A 14,742-nucleotide genomic window follows, 5' to 3' on the forward strand; every position below is an offset into this window, starting at 1 on the left:
CCCATCAGTGCAAAGGCAGCTTCAGTACCGACGGCGCGTTCGCCGGTGAACTGAAGGTTACCGTGCCACCCAACTGGCTGATGCCCGCATAACGCAGGTCCACCGTGTCCACCACCAGGGTCAGGCGACTGCCGGCCGGCACCTCCCAGCTGCTGGCCTCCAGCCGCAGGTCGATGGTCTTCGCCTGCCCCGGCGTGGCACCCCGCAGCGTATAGGGCTTGTGACTGATCAGCTGGCCATTGCCCAGCACGTCCTCGGCATAGAGATAGGCATACAACGTGGTGTCGGCGCGGCTTGGCGTGACCGTCATCCGCACTTCCGGCGCGCCATCCAGACGGCGCGCACTCCAGTAGATCGGCCCTTGCCAGACTCCCGCGGCGTTGCGTCCGACGAACGGCACATACGCGCCCGGTGGCAGGTTGATCATCTGCAGCGCGCCGGACGCCATCACCACGCCGGAGTTGGCGGCCGTCAGCAGGCCGCTGCCGATGCGGTAGCTCCAGCCGGTGCCGCCACCGTTCGCCACCAGTCCACCGGTGGGTTGTAACAACCCGCTCGGCGCGGTCAGCCCGTAGCTTACGGCGCCGGTAGAGGTGGCCTGCCAGTCCGGATAACGGCTCCAGCTGCCCTTCTGCGACTTCAACTGCACCGCCGGCTGGCGGTCGATGCCATTGGCCACGCCCTTGAGGTAGTGGTCGAACCAGTCGCCCACCGCGGCATAGACTTCATTGGGAATGCCGAGCGCACCGAAGGCCTCGTTGAGGGCGTGGTCGCCATGGCGCAGCTGCAGCTGCTTGGGGCCCTTCAAACGGTTGAAGAAGTCCACCAGCTGGCCCGGCGGGAACAGGCTGTCGTTGAAGGCGTTGGCGAGGAATACCGCGGGTTGGTTGGCATTGATCTCATCAAGGCTGCTGGCCGGGCTGCGCTGTGCCGCTACCGGCAGCAGCGAGTCCACCGCCCCCTGGTAGTTGCCGACCAGCACATTGCCGTTGATGGTGGCCAGCTCCGCCCCGGGGCGGCCAGTGGCCAGGCCGGCTGCCACCAGCAGGGCGATGCCCTGTGCGCTGGGCGTGTCATGGCTGTAGAGCGACGCCTGCAGGTCGGCCCAGCCGCTCAGCGCGGCAACGGCCTTGATGCGGGGGTCGCGTGCCGCCGCCAGCAGGCTGGTGCCGGCCCCGTAGGAGATGCCCGAGACACCGATCCTGGCCGGATCGGCCCGGGTGTTGGCCAGCGCCCAGTCGATCAGCGCACTGACGTCTTCGACCGTTGCGGGCCCGGCGATGTCGATGCTGCCGCCGGACTCCCAGAAGCCGCGCGAGCTGTAGCTGATGACCACATAGCCGCGCTGCGCCAGCGACTGTGCCACGCCCACGTACTCCACGCTGGGCACTGCCCAGCTGCTGGGCATCACCAGCAGCGGATAGCGGCCACTGCCGGCATCCTGGGGTTCGATGACGAAGGCCCCGAGGGGCGTGCCATCCCAGCTGGGGATGGTGCGATGGGTGGTCTTGACCGTGGCCGCCAGGACCGTGGGCGCCAGCCCGGTCAGCAGGATCAACAGCAGCAGAACCTTGCGCATCGTTGTCTCTCCCCGTCGGTGGTGGTGCAACGGATCGGACCGTACCAGTGCGAATGGTGGGCGGCACCTTGCGACGCAGCATGGCGCTTTCGAACCAGGCGCCCGGCTGGATCGATGCAGGACCACATTCAGGCGCGGTGGATCACCCACGCCACCAGGCCTGCAAGTGGCATCAATGCAAGTGTGCCAACGACGCCCAGGCATCCGGACGCCCCGCGGTGCGGCGCGGAAGCCTGTGGATGCGATCGCAGCCAAGCGGCATGACAGGCCCTGCAGTAGAAGCGCTGCTTCCCGGCGCGCCAAGCGCCACGGGTACGTTCGTCATGGAGGGCGGCGTTGCCGCAGCGCCCACACTTGAAACTGCGATGTGGCGGGCGTCTCTGCCGACGCAGCGCAGCCACGATTGCAACCCCGATCAGCGCAGCAGCAGCGCCCCCTGCAAGCAGTTCACTGTTGATCATTCGCCTTGCTCGATCCTGCGGTTTCCGGTCCTGCTGCGCAGGATATCGAGTCGTACACCCCCTGCGCTACGACGCCCTAGCACGCGCGCATGTCACCCACGCGCCGTGTGATCTGACACCTCTCCAGTGCTTGCGGGCGGTCACAGCTTCGTCTTTTCGTCGTTGACCGAAAGACGACAGCTTGTGACGCTTACGACACCGCAGGGCCTCCACAGCCCAACAACGCGGTCACGTCCCACCGCAATCCGCTGCACCCGACTCCGCACCGTCTCCCCGTGACCTCGCCCTGCCAGGTCGTGGCGGACGGCTGCGCCCTGAACTTCTGCTGGAGAACCGCAATGCGCCTTGCAAGCTTCTTCTTCGCGTTCGTCCTCAGTGCCTTCGCCAGCGCTGCCCAAGCCCAGGTCGTCACCCTCAACAAGGGCGGCTTCGTGCTCACCTACGACTGCAGCATCCACAGCGCCACCCGCTACGAATACACCCTGACCGCAGACACCGGTTCGGCCGCGCGCCCGTCCAGCTTCTACAAGGATCCGGACCTGCCGGCAGGCTGCCTCGGCCAGACCAGCACCGCCTCCTACGCCAGCATCACGTCCGGCTATGACCGGGGTCATCTGGTGACGTCCAATCACATGGACTACAACGCGACCTACATCCGCCGCGCCAACTACATGACCAACATCGTTCCGCAGGTCTCCAGCTTCAACCAGGGCATCTGGGTGAAGGCCGAGAACGTGGCCGAGTGCTACCGTGACATCGCACCGGTGGATGTCTATGGTGGCGTGGTCTACGGCGACGCCTCCAACGACTATTTCCTTTCCAGCCACGGCATCCCGACGCCGGAGTTCTTCTGGAAGACGATCATCACCCGTGATCCGAACACTGGCACGGCCAAGGCGATCAGCTGGATCATTCCCAACGAAGCCAATCTGGGCAGCCTCGACAGCTACCTGGTGACCATCGCCGATCTGGAGGAGCTGTTGGGTGCGAGCTACGTTGCGATCAACGCACCGGCCTCGCTGAAGAACATGCTGCCGGCCAGCACCTGGCCGCAGCCGGCGGGGTGTGATCTGGGCTGACCGGTCTGCCGGGAATGGGTGGCACCCGGTCCGGGTGCCACGCAAGGATGGCTGTGGGAAAATGGCGGGCAATTGCACCACCGCATTGCCCCCTGGAGCTGTAGATGTCCCGTTTCCCCTTCGATGCCGTGCTGTTCGACTGCGACGGCGTACTGGTCGATTCCGAGCCGCTGGTGGCCCGCGTGCTCTCGGAAATGCTGACCGCACGCGGCTGGCCGCTGACCCCGGCGCAGGCGGGTGAAGTCTTCCTCGGGCAGTCCGTGGCCCATCTGGCAGGGCTGATCGCAGAGCGCACCGGCAAGCCGTTCACCGAGGAATGGCTGGAGGAGTTCCGCCAGCAGCGCAACCGGGCGCTGGAACGGGATCTGGAGCCGATCCGGGGGGCGCCCGAGGCCGTGCGTGCGATCGCCGCAGCGACCGGTGGCCGCATTGCCTGCGCGTCCGGTGCCGACCTGATCAAGGTGAAACTGCAGCTGGGCAAGGTCGGCATCCTCGATGCATTCGGCGACCACGTCTACAGCGGCCAGGACATGCCGAACACCAAGCCGCACCCGGACGTCTATCTGGCGGCCGCTGCCGCGCTGGGTGTGGATCCGAAGCGCTGCGCGGTCATTGAAGACACCGTGACCGGCGCGACCGCCGGCGTGGCGGCAGGTGCCACCGTGTTCGGCTTCAGCGAGGGCGGCCCGCACCACAGCACACCCGACGCTCTGCGCGCGGCCGGTGCCCAGGTGATCTTCCAGCGCATGGAAGATCTTCCCGCACTGCTGGCGGCCTACACCGCCGACGCTGCCGCCTGACCCGGCGTCAACCCGCAGCGCCCTGCCCGGCGCTGCGGCACCTGCCGCTGTAGTGCAGCGCAAACAGGTACAACCCGGTGAACAGTTGCAGGAACAGCGGCGGCAGCGGCGCATAGGTGATCCACGCTGCAGGTTCGCCCTGCCCCAGCCCGCGAACGGCGAAGTTGGCGATCACCGCCAGGGTGAACACGATCGAGGTCCAACGATGCACGGGCCGTGCCCAGCCACCGCGGCTCATTGCCGGCGCCTCGCTTCGGAACGGGCTTCGATCATCTTCCAGCCATTGCCTGACGGGTCACGGAATCCGGCGTCGACGGCGCCATAGCGCTCGATCGGCTCCTGGGTGAATTCCACGCCCTGTGCCAGCCATTGCGTGTAGCGCGCCCGGCAGTCATCCACGGCCAGCACCAGCGGCGGCATTGCGCCCTTGGCCACCAGCTGCTGCAGCGCAAGTGCGGTAGCGGCGTCGTGGGTGGGCGGGCCTGGCACGAACAGGCCCAGCTGGAAACCGTCCTGGCCCGGGCTGCGGACCGTCAGCCATCGGTAGCTGCCATTGCGTACGTCGGTATGCACTTCGAAGCCGAGCTTGCCGACGTAGAACGCCAGCGCCTCATCCTGGTCGCGCACATACAGGCCGACCGTGTTCACAGTGTTCGTCATGGGACCTCCCTCAGGTGGGGTCCACGTTAGCAACCGCCTCGCGGCGGCGCTTCTCCAAAACTGCGATCTTCAGGTCCGGGCGCTGCGCGGCGCGTGCATGGCATTCCGGAACGCTGGCCGACGCCGCCCGGATTGCACGCTCACGCTCACGCACATTGCCCGGGCTGTCACCGGTGATGTCACGGAAGATTCGGCCGAAGGTACCCAGGCTGCTCCACCCGGTTTGCGCGGCGATTTCGGTGACCGGCAACTCGGTGTCACGCAACATCGCCACGGCCCGTTCGATGCGCCGGCTAAGGAGATAGCGGTGCGGTGGCAGCCCGAAGGCCTGCTTGAACGAGCGGGCGAAGTGCGCCGGCGACACTGCACTGACCTCGGCCAGGCGCGCGACCGGCCATTCCTCATGGCTGGCGCGGTCCATCCGGTCCTTGGCACGCAGCAGGCGCCGCAGCAGTTCGGGGCTCTGGTTCATGGCACCACCGCCTGGGCCAGGTAGTGGCGTGCCGCGTGCCGCGCCTCAGCGGCCTGCTCGACCAGCCAGTCACGCAATGCAATCACCTTGGCACTGCCATTTCGCGCCGTGGGTGCCACGAACCAGAAGCTGCGACCGTCGCTGGCGACACCCGGATGCGCCTGCACCAGCCGCCCGCTGTCCAGCTCGGCCTGGAAAAGGATCGGCGAACCAATGGCGATGCCTTGCCCGGCGATCGCGGCGCCGACATCCAGATGCTCGACGGCAAAGGGCGCGACGAAACTCTCCGGTGCCGGCGGTGGAATGTGCCCGTGCGCGGCAAACCACAGGGCCCACCAGTCCGGCCGCCCGAGCAGGGGAATCTCCAGCGCGCTGCTGCCCAGCCCACGCGCCTCGTGCAGCAGCGCCGGCGCACACAACGGTGTGAACACGCTGGGAAACAAGGGAGTTGCCTGAAGACCCGGCCATTCGCCCTGGCCATTGCGGATGGCGGCATCGAAGTGACCGGCGGCCAGATCCTGCGGCGCTGCCGACAGGTCCAGTTCCAGCACGAGCTGCCGGTGGCGGGCACGGAACGTGCCCAGTCGCGGCGTCAGCCAACTGGTGCCCAGCGTGGGCAGCACGGACAGGCGCAGTCGCGCCGCATCCATGTCTGCGGCGCGCATGAAGCTGGCGCGCAGTGCATCGAATGCCCGGGTGGCCTCCTGGGCGACGCTGGCACCCGTCGCTGTCAGTTCTACGTGCTGTGCATGGCGCAGGAACAGGCAGGTACCGGTCTGGGCCTCCAGCCGCCGCACGTGGTAGCTCACCGATGCCGCACTGGTGTCGAGCTCTTCGGCGGCACGCGCGAAGCTGCCCAGCCGCGCCGCCGCCTCGAAGGCACGGATGGCGGCAAGCGATGGCAGCTGGCGTTGGGTGACCATAAGTGTGACTTAGCCTGAGCCCCGATATCTGCGTGGTCAATCCCCCTGGTACGCGCAACGATGGAGGCACCTTCGACAGGGGATCACGCACATGGATCGACGGCAGTTCCTGGCCACCCTGGCCGCCGCGGCGGCATCTACGGCACTGCCCTCCGGGTGGGCCCTGCCCAGCCACAGCGAAGACTGGAAATGGTTGCAGGGCAACTGGCAGGTCCGGCACCGACGCCTGAAGGAGCGCCTGGTCGGCGATACCCGATGGGAGTCCTTCACCGGTTCCAGCGCGGTCTGGCTCACCCTGGGCAGACTCGGCACCATCGATGACAACGTCATGGCGCTGCCTTCGGGCCCCTACAGGGGCCTGGGCGTGCGTGCATTCGATCCGGTGTCTTCCACGTGGTCGATCTGGTGGATCGATGGCCGCAACCCTGCCCATATCGAAGCCCCTGTGCGCGGCGCTTTCAAGGGCGATGCCGGCAGCTTCCGCGGCACCGAGCGGATCGACGGGCGCCCCGTCGAGGTCTGGTTCCGTTGGCATGACATCCACGGCGAGGAGCCGTGGTGGGAACAGGCGTTCTCCGACGATGCCGGTGCGCACTGGGAAGTGAACTGGCGCAACTGGTTCCGCCGCACTGCTGCGGTCCCCACTCCGCTTCCGAAGCTGCCGGATGCACCGGGCGATTTTGATTTCCTGGTGGGCCATTGGAACGTGCGCCATCGTCGCCTGCGCGCTCGGCTGGCAGGCAGCGATGCATGGGACGCGTTCAACGGCACCCTGCACAACTGGCCGGTCCTGGGAGGATTCGGCAACGTGGGTGACAACCTGATGGACATGCCTGGAGCGCCGCTGGGAGGCATGGGCATCCGCGCCTGGAATGCGGCGAAGCGGCACTGGCTGAGCTGGTGGCTGGATGGCCGGGAGCCAACCCGGATCGGCGCGCCACTGCGTGGTGGTTTCCATGCCGGTGTCGGCCGCTTCTTCGGCGAAGACCAGCACGACGGTCGATCAATCCAGACGCGGGTGATCTGGTCACGCATTACCCCGCGCTCGGCGCGCTGGGAACAGGCGGCATCGACCGATGGCGGGCGCAGCTGGGAAACCAACTGGGTCAGCGACTTCGAGCGACAGGCATGAAGGCGCTGCTGGCCGTGATGCTGCTGGTTGCTGCGTCGCATCCCGCGTCGCCATCCAGGGTGCTGCGGATCGTCGGCCCCGCCGAGCGCTTTGCCCCGGGCGTTGCATCCACGCAATACGACGAGATTCGACTGACCTTGAGCCCGGACGGAAAAACCGCACTGTGGTTCAGCCACAACCGGCCCGGCGGGCCGGGTGGGTATGACATCTGGGTCTCCCGCAACGATGGGCAGCGCTGGCGGCCGGCGATGCCGGTGCCGTTCAACTCGCCGGGGCGCGACTTCGATCCCGCTTTTTCCGCCGATGGCCGCGTGGTGTATTTCTGTTCGGATCGCGCAGGCGGCCTGGGCGGCGACGATCTGTACCGGGTCAGCATGGGGAGCGACGGTCGATTCGGGAAGCCGGTCAATCTTGGCCCGGCAGTGAACAGCGCGGCCGATGAATTCGCGCCGATGCTCTCGCCGGACGCAGCCACGCTGCTGTTCTCCAGCGATCGCGCAGGCGGTGCGGGTGGCCATGACCTCCACGTCGCAGCGATGGTCCGTGACATGGCGCAGCCGGCACGGCCGCTGCCGGGAGACCTCAATACCGCAGCGCAGGAGTTCGATGCCACCTTCCTGGGCGACGGCCGGACGCTGGTGTTTGCCCGCGCCCTGGACTTCGGCAGTGCACCGGTACGCCAGTTCATCGCCTACGAGCGTGGAGGCCGTTATGACGCGGGCCTTGCATTGCCCTCCCCCTTGAACGAGGCCTCCGGCGACAGCTACGGCGCGATGCTGGATGGCTCGCAACCCGACACCTTGACCTATTCGGCGCGGCGCGCGGACGGTGCAGGGTTGGACCTGTACCGCATCCGCTATCGGATGATGCGCCCTTGAAGGCAGATGTTGTCGATTTTCCGCGCCCCGGTTCGTCGAGAGGATGACTCCCCCAGGAGAAAACGCAGATGGCCTCACACCAGTCCCTTGCCTGCGCCTGCGGCCAGGTACGCCTGACCGCCACGGGCCAATCCATTGCCACCGTCGAATGCTGCTGCGACAGCTGCCGCAAGGCCGGCGCCATGCTGCAGTCGATGCCCCGAGCACCGGACGTGCTGGGCCCGCACGGCCAGACGCTCTTCGTAATGCACCGCAAGGATCGCGTCAGCATCGATGCCGGGCATGCCATGCTGCGTGCCTTGCGATTGTCCAGCAGGGGCGGCAGCCGCCGCGTGCTGGCCGGCTGCTGCAATACGCCTCTCTTCCTGGAGTTCAGCGGCGGCCATTGGTTGAGCCTGTATGGCCTGTTGTGGCCGGCATCGACAAGACCTGCAGTGGAGATGCGGACCATGGTCAGTGATCTTCCTGATGCGTCTGTGCTTCCTGACGATGTGCCGAACCTGAAGACCCGGTCGCTGCGCTTCTATGCGCGGTTGATGAAGGCGTGGATCGCCATGGGCTTCCGCAGCCCACGCATCGAGGTCGCGGGAGATACCCATGCCTGAGCCAGGACGGATCGAGATCGAAAGCATCACCACGCCCGGGCACATCCAGCGCGTGGATCGCGCCAAGTACCTCGCCATGCGCCATGCCCTGCTGCGGGCGCTGCCCGCGCAACCGCCCGGCCTGACCGTCGCGCAGGCGAAACAGGCACTGCTGCCACACCTGCCCGCCGCGCTGTTCCCGGCAGGTGCCACCGCCGGCTGGTGGTTGAAGGCCGTGCAGCTGGACCTGGAAGCCAAGGGCGTGATCGAGCGCGTCGCGGGCAAACCGGTGCGCCTGTTCAAGCACCTCGCGGCCGGCTGATCAGCGCTGTGCAGGCAGTTCCAACCGGTGCTTGCGGCACAGGCGATACACCGTGACCCGCGATATCTGCATCTGCCGCGCGCACTCGGAGACGTTGTAGCCGGTCTGGCGCAGGGTCTGCAGCAGTACATCGCGCTCGGCCTGGCCGCGTGCATCGTGCAGCATCGCCGCGGGCAGGGCCGCTACCGATGCGCCCAGCTCCAGGTCACGCTCACTGATCAGCTCGCCTTCGGCCATGATCGCTGCACGCTGCACACGGTTCAGTAGTTCGCGTACGTTGCCGGGCCAGTCGAAGCGCCGCATCGCCTGCAGTGCGGCCGGTGCGAAGCCGCGTGCACGCACGCTGTGGCGCAACCGGAAGCAGCGCAGGAAGTGCTCGGCCAGCAGCTGCACGTCGGCACCGCGCTCGCGCAGCGGTGGCATCAGCAGGCGCAGCACGTTCAGGCGGTAGTAGAGATCGCTGCGGAACCGCCCCTGCGCCACCGCGTGTTCCAGTTCGACGTGGGTCGCGGCAAGTACCCGCACGTCCGCGCGCAGCGGCTGGCTGCTGCCCACCCGCTCGAAGGTCCCCTCCTGCAGCACGCGCAGCAGGCTGGTCTGCGCTTCTGCCGGCAGATCGCCTACCTCATCAAGAAACACCGTACCGCCATGGGCGGATTCGAACACACCGATCTGCCGCTTGTCGGCACCGGTGAACGAGCCACGTTCGTGGCCGAACAGCTCCGACTGCACCAGGCTGGCCGGAATCGCACCACAGTTCACCGCAATGAAAGGCCTGCCGGCGCGCCCCGACAGCGCATGCAGCGCATGTGCAGCCAGTTCCTTGCCTGTACCGGTTTCGCCGGTGACCAGCACCGGCAGTTCCACCGGCGCGAACTTGTGCAGCACCGTGCGCACCGCATGCAGCGCGGCGCTTTCGCCAATCAGCGCGTGCGGTCCGTGCCCACCGCAGGTTGCGTCGACAGGCGGATCATCCGCATCGAACTGCTGGCGCATTGCGCAGACCAGGTCCTGAAGGCCGAACGGCAGCGTGAAGCGCGCGCCACATCGCTGCAGCAACGGCAGCCAGGCCGGCGATGTGGGTCCGGCGCCCGGTGGCAGTACCGCCAGCCAGGGCAGATGCTGGTGCTGCTCGATCCACGGTTCCAGCAGCTGCAGCGACGCCGCATCGAGATGGCGCAGATCGAGTACGGCGAGCAATCGATCGCGCCCACGCAGGCCTATCGCCATGGCGGGATCGGGATGGATGCTGCGCACATACCAGCCTGCTGCCGCCAGCGCACTGCGCTCGTTCGCCAACGGCTCGCCAAACCAGAGCACGCAACGTGACGTAGAAGCCTCCGGGACCGCTGCCATGCTTCCCCCAGCATCCGGACACCGTCGGCGGACTGTCAGGCAATCGCCGGCGTGCCGCCCCCCCGCCGGGACCTCTACGGCCACCGGGGCGGCCTTTGTTGGGCGGATCCTAGCGCTTCCCTAAACGGCGGTGCAATGAGCAATGCGTCAAGAAATTCGTGGCTGAACCGGCACCGTTGCAGACGGCGGCGCCACCTGTAACACGCATGCAACAGTTGCCCGCCGCCCTTGCCCTGCGGTGCCTGGGGCTTCGAAATCCCAACGATTCCCCGACGTGCCTGTAACACCGTGGCAGCAGCACGGTCAGGTGCTGCACGGTCCCGACATTGGCGGCTGGGCACTTCCAGGTTGGCACGGTTGATGCGTGGTTCCGCCGCACCCATCGCGGGAGATCGGCATGGACGGCACCACCCTGGTTCGCGGCCTGGCCGCAGCACTGGCAATCGCCCCGCTGTTGGTTGGCACGGGCGCATCCGCGTCCGGCGCCCGCCAGGGCGTGAAGGCACAGCCGGGCGAAATCGTCCTGTTGCGGGACGTCTCCGCGCGGCCGGCCTATCGCATGGCACCACCGGGCATGGCCCTGATTGCCGACCTGAAGCCACAGCGCGAGATCGCCACCGCATTGGGCGCCGGTGGCACGACGAACGGCATGGACGAGTTGAGCGATGAGGACTATGCCGGCATGGGTGCCGGCCAGGCAGCGTCCGTCGCGACACCGGGCGGCACTACCGTTGAACGGGTCACCCAGCAGGCCCTGGGCGGCACGCTTGGCCGCGGTGGTGATGGCATGGTCGGCAGCAACCTCGGGGGCGCCATGAGCGGTCCGCTCGGTGCGGTCGGCAGCAGCACCCGCGGTATCGCCGATACCGTGCGCGGCGCACTGGCCCAGTTCCCCCTGCAGGGCACGGCCCCGGCAGGTGGAAAATGAAGGCCCTGCACGGCGTGCTTCTGCTGCTCGCTGCCGCGCCCTGGGCGACCCGGGCCGATGACTACGGCGGCATGCTCGCCTATCTCGACGTGGCCCGCATCGACGGCCACGCACTGGCCGGGGCGAATGGGGCCATCGCCGTCAACCAGGCCGCCGGCGACCTCAACGTGCAGGCCAACCTGCGGGGTATCGCCAAGGGTGATCGCGCCGACGTGGCGATCAATGCCCGGCAACTGCAGCAGGGCAACCGCGTGCTGTCCGGGCCGCTGCAGGCCACCGCGTTCATTGGCGGTGACGCACTGGCCGGTGCCAGTGGCATCGCATCCATCAACCAGGCCAGCGGCATCGCCAACACGACGCTCAACGTCGTCAGCGCGACGCTGGCCCGACAGGGCATACGCGAAACCGACGATACGGCCTTGGCCGCCGAGGGTTCCGCGTTGGCAGGGGGGCGGGACGACACCGGTTACGGCGTCGCGACGGGCACCCGCAGCGCCGGTGTAGCCAGCACCGCACTGCGGGGATTCGACGGGGTCCTGCAACTCAATCAGATCGCGGGCAACGGCAACGACACGGCCAACGTACTGGGCCTGGTCGTGCAGGACCGCCCGTGACAACCACCCAACCGATGCACCACCTGATGAGAGAGAGGGCACCATGAAAGCGACCGTCAAAAAGACCATGCTCGCCATGGCGATTGCCACTGCCTCGACCGCCGCTGCGGCCAATGGCTGGGACAACCAGAACGCCAACGCGAACATCAACCACAACCACACCGTCAGCGAGACCCGCAACGACACGCACAACCACACCGACAACGACGTGCGCAACCGCACTGTCAACGTCAACGTGCAGAAGCACAGCAACATCCAGGCCGACGAACGCAAGGAAAAGAACAACCACGGCGTCGACGTGAACCTGGAGAAGGACCTGCGCCTGAGCACCGACATCAATTTCTCCGGCGACCCGAACATCACCGGCGACATCGACCTCGACTCGGCGGCCATTGCCGTGATCGACAACCGGCAGTCGATCAGCAACAACGCCACCAGCAACAGCCTGGTCACCAACAGCGCGTCGATCGGTGACAGCGTCGGTGCCGGTGCCTCGGGCAATCTGGGCTTCAATGTCGTCTCCGGCGACAACAATGCGCAGGACAACGCGGCCTCACTATCTGCGGCCGATGCGTCCTTCAGCTTCGGCATGGCCGACGCCGAGGTGTTCGTCAACCAGGCCGGCTTCGGCAACGCCACCATGAACTCCGGTGTCACCAACGCCGCAGGTCTCAGCGGCAACGCCTTTGGCGGCGCGTCCGGCAACATCGGTGTAAACATCGCCTCGGGCAACAACAATGAGCAGAAGAACGCGCTCGCGGCGTCGGTAGCGACCACGGCGGTGGCCCAGTCGAGCATCAGCTCCAACCAGGTCTCCACCGGCAACACGGTCAGCAACGCCGGCTTCGTGCAGTCCTACACCGATACCGTGCAGGTCGGCATGCGTGGCGGCGTCAGCGGCCTGACACTGGCCTATGGCGCGGGCACCTACCGCGGCACCGGCAACGCCTACCAGATGGCCAACTACTACCTGGATACGTGGAGTGGCGAGCTGCCGCACCCGGGTGGCAACAGCACCGGCCATATCGATCTGGACAACCAGATCCAGAACGCCACGATGAACCCCAACCGGCAAGGGGTGGGCGGCCTGGGCTTCGATACGCGTGAGAGTGGCACCAGCCAGTTCGTCGAACTGGGCGTGGCTGACCTGTATGCCAGCCTCAGCGGCACGGTCAGCACCACGCGGTGGGTGAACGTCAATGCGACCAACACCTCGGCCTTGTCCGGCAGTGCCTTCTCGGGCGCCTCCGGCAACATCGGCGTGAACGTTGCTGCGGGCACCGGCAACCTGCAGGCCAACAGCCTGGCCCTGGCAGTCGCCCAGCCCAGCACCGGCGGCGGTGGTGGCAGCGGCGAGTAAGCGCAACACCCCGGCCGTCCGCCAATGGCCGGGTCCCCGGGAGCCCCTGTTCCTCCTCCCCCTTGGAACGGGGGCTCCCCCCTGCTGCCGGAGAACGTAGATGATCCGTTGCCCTCCATCGATGCGCCTGCTGGCCTGCCTGTGGCTGCTGGGCACCGCATGGGCGTGGGCCGGCGAGGTCCACTTCGCCGGCGTGCTGCCCAACGGCGCGCTGCTGCAGCAGAAGGTCGAAAGCATGCAGGAGCGGCGCTACCGCAACGTGGTGCGCCAGCACACCGATTACAGCTGCGGGGCAGCCGCATTGGCGACCATCCTGCGCCATGCCTATCACCTGCAGACCGACGAAGCGACGGTGATCGAAGGAATGATGGGGGTTTCCGATCCAGCGCTGGTGGCCGAACGCGGCTTCTCCCTGCTCGACATCAAGCGCTACGTGGAATCGCTGGGCATGCGTGGCCGGGGCTACCGCATCGATGAAACACGACTGCGCACCCTTCGCGTGCCAGGACTGGTGCTGATGGACGTGCGCGGCTTCCGCCATTTCGTGGTGCTCAAGCAGGTGCGCAACGGCATCGTGGAAGTGGCTGACCCGATCCTCGGCAACCGCAGCCTGGCGCTGCCGGAGTTCCTGGCCGCCTGGCCATCGCGCGCGGTCTTCGTGGTGATCGGCAGCGACTTCGATCGCAACACCGTTCTTCTGCAACCCAGCGAACGGCCAAGCGCCCGCGCGCTCTACGCGCGGCAAGGGCCGATCACCGATGCCGAACTGGTCGACTTCGGCTTCAGCCACGCCGACCTGTTCTGAGGAGGTACGACCATGTTCCGTCAACACGTATGGATGGCTCTGCTGCTGATGGCCCCTGCCCTGCCCCTGCAGGCCGCCGACGGCAGGACGGGGCGTGGACTCACGGAAATCCCCGACCCGGAGCTGAGCCTGATGCGGGGGCGCTACACCGTGGGTGGCAACAACGTTGCCTGGTTCGGGGTCACCATGGTGTCGCAGTGGCAGGCCAGCAACGGCACGACCCTGCAGGGCAGCCTGACCCTGGGCATGGACTTCCGTGGTGCTGGCGCGCCGAAGCTCAGCTTCCAGCCCAGCGTGAATGTCACGGCAGCCGATGCGCCGCTGCCCGATACCCACGGACGCAGCATCGACAGCAGCGGCCTGGCCAATGCCAGCGGCCTGGTGCAGAGCGTGCAGGTGGCCGGCGATGGCAATGTCGCGCGCAACGTCACCACGCTGACCGTCCGCGAGGGTGGCGTGCCGGCTGTTCTCTCTGATGGCGCAGGCAACGTCACCGCGCAGCCGGCCGGCGCCAGCGCGACGGCCGTGCTGGAAGGCAACCAGGCACACCTGCTGCTGCAGGTGGATGGCCAGGGGCTGGTGCAGCAGTGGATCCGCAATGGCAGCGTCGGCCAGGGCATCGCCCTTACCGGTGACGGCCAGATCGCCAGCAACCAGCTGCGGCTGGAGCTGGTGCGCAACGCCGTGGGCGGCAACCTGCCGTTGAGCCAGAACGTGGCCCAGGCGATTGCGTTGAACCGCGGCATGGGGCCGGGCCAGTAGCAGGGCCTGGCATTGGGGGAAACGCTC

At 67.2% G+C, this 14,742-nt stretch carries 17 protein-coding genes; 11 read left to right on the plus strand and 6 right to left on the minus strand.

What is annotated here, in order from left to right:
• Positions 1–4 precede the first annotated feature (4 nt).
• On the minus strand, positions 5–1,579 hold the full coding sequence (locus tag AC5P9W_RS09140; RefSeq protein ID WP_111098479.1) for a S15 peptidase family protein: 1,575 nt from the start codon (positions 1,577–1,579) through the stop codon (positions 5–7).
• 799 nt (positions 1,580–2,378) lie between these two features.
• Between AC5P9W_RS09140 and AC5P9W_RS09145 the strand changes: the two genes are divergently transcribed.
• Positions 2,379–3,119: a DNA/RNA non-specific endonuclease gene (locus AC5P9W_RS09145; protein WP_111098480.1), complete on the plus strand. Its 741-nt coding sequence runs from the start codon at positions 2,379–2,381 to the stop codon at positions 3,117–3,119.
• 104 nt (positions 3,120–3,223) lie between these two features.
• Positions 3,224–3,919: an HAD family hydrolase gene (locus AC5P9W_RS09150; protein ID WP_111098481.1), complete on the plus strand. Its 696-nt coding sequence runs from the start codon at positions 3,224–3,226 to the stop codon at positions 3,917–3,919.
• 7 nt (positions 3,920–3,926) lie between these two features.
• Here AC5P9W_RS09150 and AC5P9W_RS09155 read toward each other — a convergent pair whose 3' ends face one another.
• Genes AC5P9W_RS09155 through AC5P9W_RS09170 form a run of 4 tightly spaced genes read right to left on the minus strand, consistent with a single transcriptional unit; the run spans position 3,927 to position 5,974 of the window.
• On the minus strand, positions 3,927–4,157 hold the full coding sequence (locus AC5P9W_RS09155; protein WP_021202364.1) for a hypothetical protein: 231 nt from the start codon (positions 4,155–4,157) through the stop codon (positions 3,927–3,929).
• Complete coding sequence (locus AC5P9W_RS09160; RefSeq protein ID WP_021202363.1) at positions 4,154–4,579, minus strand: VOC family protein; 426 nt, start codon at positions 4,577–4,579, stop codon at positions 4,154–4,156. The genes AC5P9W_RS09155 and AC5P9W_RS09160 overlap by 4 nt, the downstream gene beginning before the upstream one ends.
• 10 nt (positions 4,580–4,589) lie before the next feature.
• On the minus strand, positions 4,590–5,051 hold the full coding sequence (locus tag AC5P9W_RS09165; RefSeq protein WP_111098482.1) for a helix-turn-helix domain-containing protein: 462 nt from the start codon (positions 5,049–5,051) through the stop codon (positions 4,590–4,592).
• Positions 5,048–5,974: a LysR substrate-binding domain-containing protein gene (locus tag AC5P9W_RS09170; RefSeq protein WP_021202361.1), complete on the minus strand. Its 927-nt coding sequence runs from the start codon at positions 5,972–5,974 to the stop codon at positions 5,048–5,050. The genes AC5P9W_RS09165 and AC5P9W_RS09170 overlap by 4 nt, the downstream gene beginning before the upstream one ends.
• 91 nt (positions 5,975–6,065) lie before the next feature.
• Between AC5P9W_RS09170 and AC5P9W_RS09175 the strand changes: the two genes are divergently transcribed.
• The 4 genes from AC5P9W_RS09175 to AC5P9W_RS09190 all read left to right on the plus strand — a co-directional run bounded on the left by AC5P9W_RS09175 (position 6,066) and on the right by AC5P9W_RS09190 (position 8,890).
• Positions 6,066–7,106: a hypothetical protein gene (locus tag AC5P9W_RS09175; protein WP_495219102.1), complete on the plus strand. Its 1,041-nt coding sequence runs from the start codon at positions 6,066–6,068 to the stop codon at positions 7,104–7,106.
• Positions 7,103–7,984, plus strand: coding sequence for a TolB family protein (locus AC5P9W_RS09180; protein WP_495219103.1), 882 nt, complete (start codon positions 7,103–7,105; stop codon positions 7,982–7,984). The genes AC5P9W_RS09175 and AC5P9W_RS09180 overlap by 4 nt, the downstream gene beginning before the upstream one ends.
• Before the next feature lie 68 nt (positions 7,985–8,052).
• Complete coding sequence (locus tag AC5P9W_RS09185; RefSeq protein WP_111101928.1) at positions 8,053–8,589, plus strand: GFA family protein; 537 nt, start codon at positions 8,053–8,055, stop codon at positions 8,587–8,589.
• Positions 8,582–8,890: a DUF6958 family protein gene (locus AC5P9W_RS09190; RefSeq protein ID WP_111098486.1), complete on the plus strand. Its 309-nt coding sequence runs from the start codon at positions 8,582–8,584 to the stop codon at positions 8,888–8,890. The genes AC5P9W_RS09185 and AC5P9W_RS09190 overlap by 8 nt, the downstream gene beginning before the upstream one ends.
• Here the strand turns inward: AC5P9W_RS09190 and AC5P9W_RS09195 are convergent, their stop codons facing one another.
• The gene (locus tag AC5P9W_RS09195; RefSeq protein WP_111098487.1) at positions 8,891–10,246 is read right to left on the minus strand and encodes a sigma-54 dependent transcriptional regulator; all 1,356 of its coding nucleotides are present in this window, start codon (positions 10,244–10,246) and stop codon (positions 8,891–8,893) included. It abuts the gene before it with no gap.
• Between the two features lie 397 nt (positions 10,247–10,643).
• On the opposite strand from AC5P9W_RS09195, the gene AC5P9W_RS09200 reads away from it, so the two are divergent.
• The 5 genes from AC5P9W_RS09200 (at position 10,644) to AC5P9W_RS09220 (ending at position 14,715) form a co-directional block, all read left to right on the plus strand.
• A complete protein-coding gene (locus AC5P9W_RS09200) occupies positions 10,644–11,174 on the plus strand; it encodes a FapA family amyloid fibril periplasmic chaperone (RefSeq protein WP_021202355.1) in 531 nt (176 codons plus the stop codon).
• The gene (locus AC5P9W_RS09205) at positions 11,171–11,788 is read left to right on the plus strand and encodes a FapB/FapC family functional amyloid domain-containing protein (RefSeq protein ID WP_111098489.1); all 618 of its coding nucleotides are present in this window, start codon (positions 11,171–11,173) and stop codon (positions 11,786–11,788) included. Before AC5P9W_RS09200 ends, AC5P9W_RS09205 begins: the two co-directional genes overlap by 4 nt.
• A gap of 43 nt (positions 11,789–11,831) precedes the next feature.
• Entirely contained in the window at positions 11,832–13,148 is a 1,317-nt protein-coding gene (locus AC5P9W_RS09210) for a FapB/FapC family functional amyloid domain-containing protein (protein ID WP_495219106.1), read from the plus strand.
• A 100-nt stretch (positions 13,149–13,248) separates the two neighbouring features.
• Positions 13,249–13,953: a C39 family peptidase gene (locus tag AC5P9W_RS09215; RefSeq protein ID WP_134729190.1), complete on the plus strand. Its 705-nt coding sequence runs from the start codon at positions 13,249–13,251 to the stop codon at positions 13,951–13,953.
• Between the two features lie 12 nt (positions 13,954–13,965).
• Positions 13,966–14,715 (plus strand): hypothetical protein, encoded by a 750-nt coding sequence (locus AC5P9W_RS09220; protein WP_197574998.1) that lies wholly within the window; start codon positions 13,966–13,968, stop codon positions 14,713–14,715.
• Positions 14,716–14,742 lie beyond the last annotated feature (27 nt).

It is taken from the genome of Stenotrophomonas sp. YJH_SMC_33 (assembly GCF_059372295.1).

Bases quoted from the DNA above. Each gene is read 5' to 3' on its own strand.
- AC5P9W_RS09160 (WP_021202363.1), bottom strand. From the start codon at position 4,579: ATGACGAACACTGTGAACACGGTCGGCCTGTATGTGCGCGACCAGGAT.
- AC5P9W_RS09190 (WP_111098486.1), top strand. From the start codon at position 8,582: ATGCCTGAGCCAGGACGGATCGAGATCGAAAGCATCACCACGCCCGGG.
- AC5P9W_RS09140 (WP_111098479.1), bottom strand. From the start codon at position 1,579: ATGCGCAAGGTTCTGCTGCTGTTGATCCTGCTGACCGGGCTGGCGCCC.
- AC5P9W_RS09215 (WP_134729190.1), top strand. From the start codon at position 13,249: ATGATCCGTTGCCCTCCATCGATGCGCCTGCTGGCCTGCCTGTGGCTG.
- AC5P9W_RS09175 (WP_495219102.1), top strand. From the start codon at position 6,066: ATGGATCGACGGCAGTTCCTGGCCACCCTGGCCGCCGCGGCGGCATCT.
- AC5P9W_RS09200 (WP_021202355.1), top strand. From the start codon at position 10,644: ATGGACGGCACCACCCTGGTTCGCGGCCTGGCCGCAGCACTGGCAATC.
- AC5P9W_RS09205 (WP_111098489.1), top strand. From the start codon at position 11,171: ATGAAGGCCCTGCACGGCGTGCTTCTGCTGCTCGCTGCCGCGCCCTGG.
- AC5P9W_RS09185 (WP_111101928.1), top strand. From the start codon at position 8,053: ATGGCCTCACACCAGTCCCTTGCCTGCGCCTGCGGCCAGGTACGCCTG.
- AC5P9W_RS09180 (WP_495219103.1), top strand. From the start codon at position 7,103: ATGAAGGCGCTGCTGGCCGTGATGCTGCTGGTTGCTGCGTCGCATCCC.
- AC5P9W_RS09145 (WP_111098480.1), top strand. From the start codon at position 2,379: ATGCGCCTTGCAAGCTTCTTCTTCGCGTTCGTCCTCAGTGCCTTCGCC.
- AC5P9W_RS09210 (WP_495219106.1), top strand. From the start codon at position 11,832: ATGAAAGCGACCGTCAAAAAGACCATGCTCGCCATGGCGATTGCCACT.
- AC5P9W_RS09170 (WP_021202361.1), bottom strand. From the start codon at position 5,974: ATGGTCACCCAACGCCAGCTGCCATCGCTTGCCGCCATCCGTGCCTTC.
- AC5P9W_RS09220 (WP_197574998.1), top strand. From the start codon at position 13,966: ATGTTCCGTCAACACGTATGGATGGCTCTGCTGCTGATGGCCCCTGCC.
- AC5P9W_RS09195 (WP_111098487.1), bottom strand. From the start codon at position 10,246: ATGGCAGCGGTCCCGGAGGCTTCTACGTCACGTTGCGTGCTCTGGTTT.
- AC5P9W_RS09155 (WP_021202364.1), bottom strand. From the start codon at position 4,157: ATGAGCCGCGGTGGCTGGGCACGGCCCGTGCATCGTTGGACCTCGATC.
- AC5P9W_RS09150 (WP_111098481.1), top strand. From the start codon at position 3,224: ATGTCCCGTTTCCCCTTCGATGCCGTGCTGTTCGACTGCGACGGCGTA.
- AC5P9W_RS09165 (WP_111098482.1), bottom strand. From the start codon at position 5,051: ATGAACCAGAGCCCCGAACTGCTGCGGCGCCTGCTGCGTGCCAAGGAC.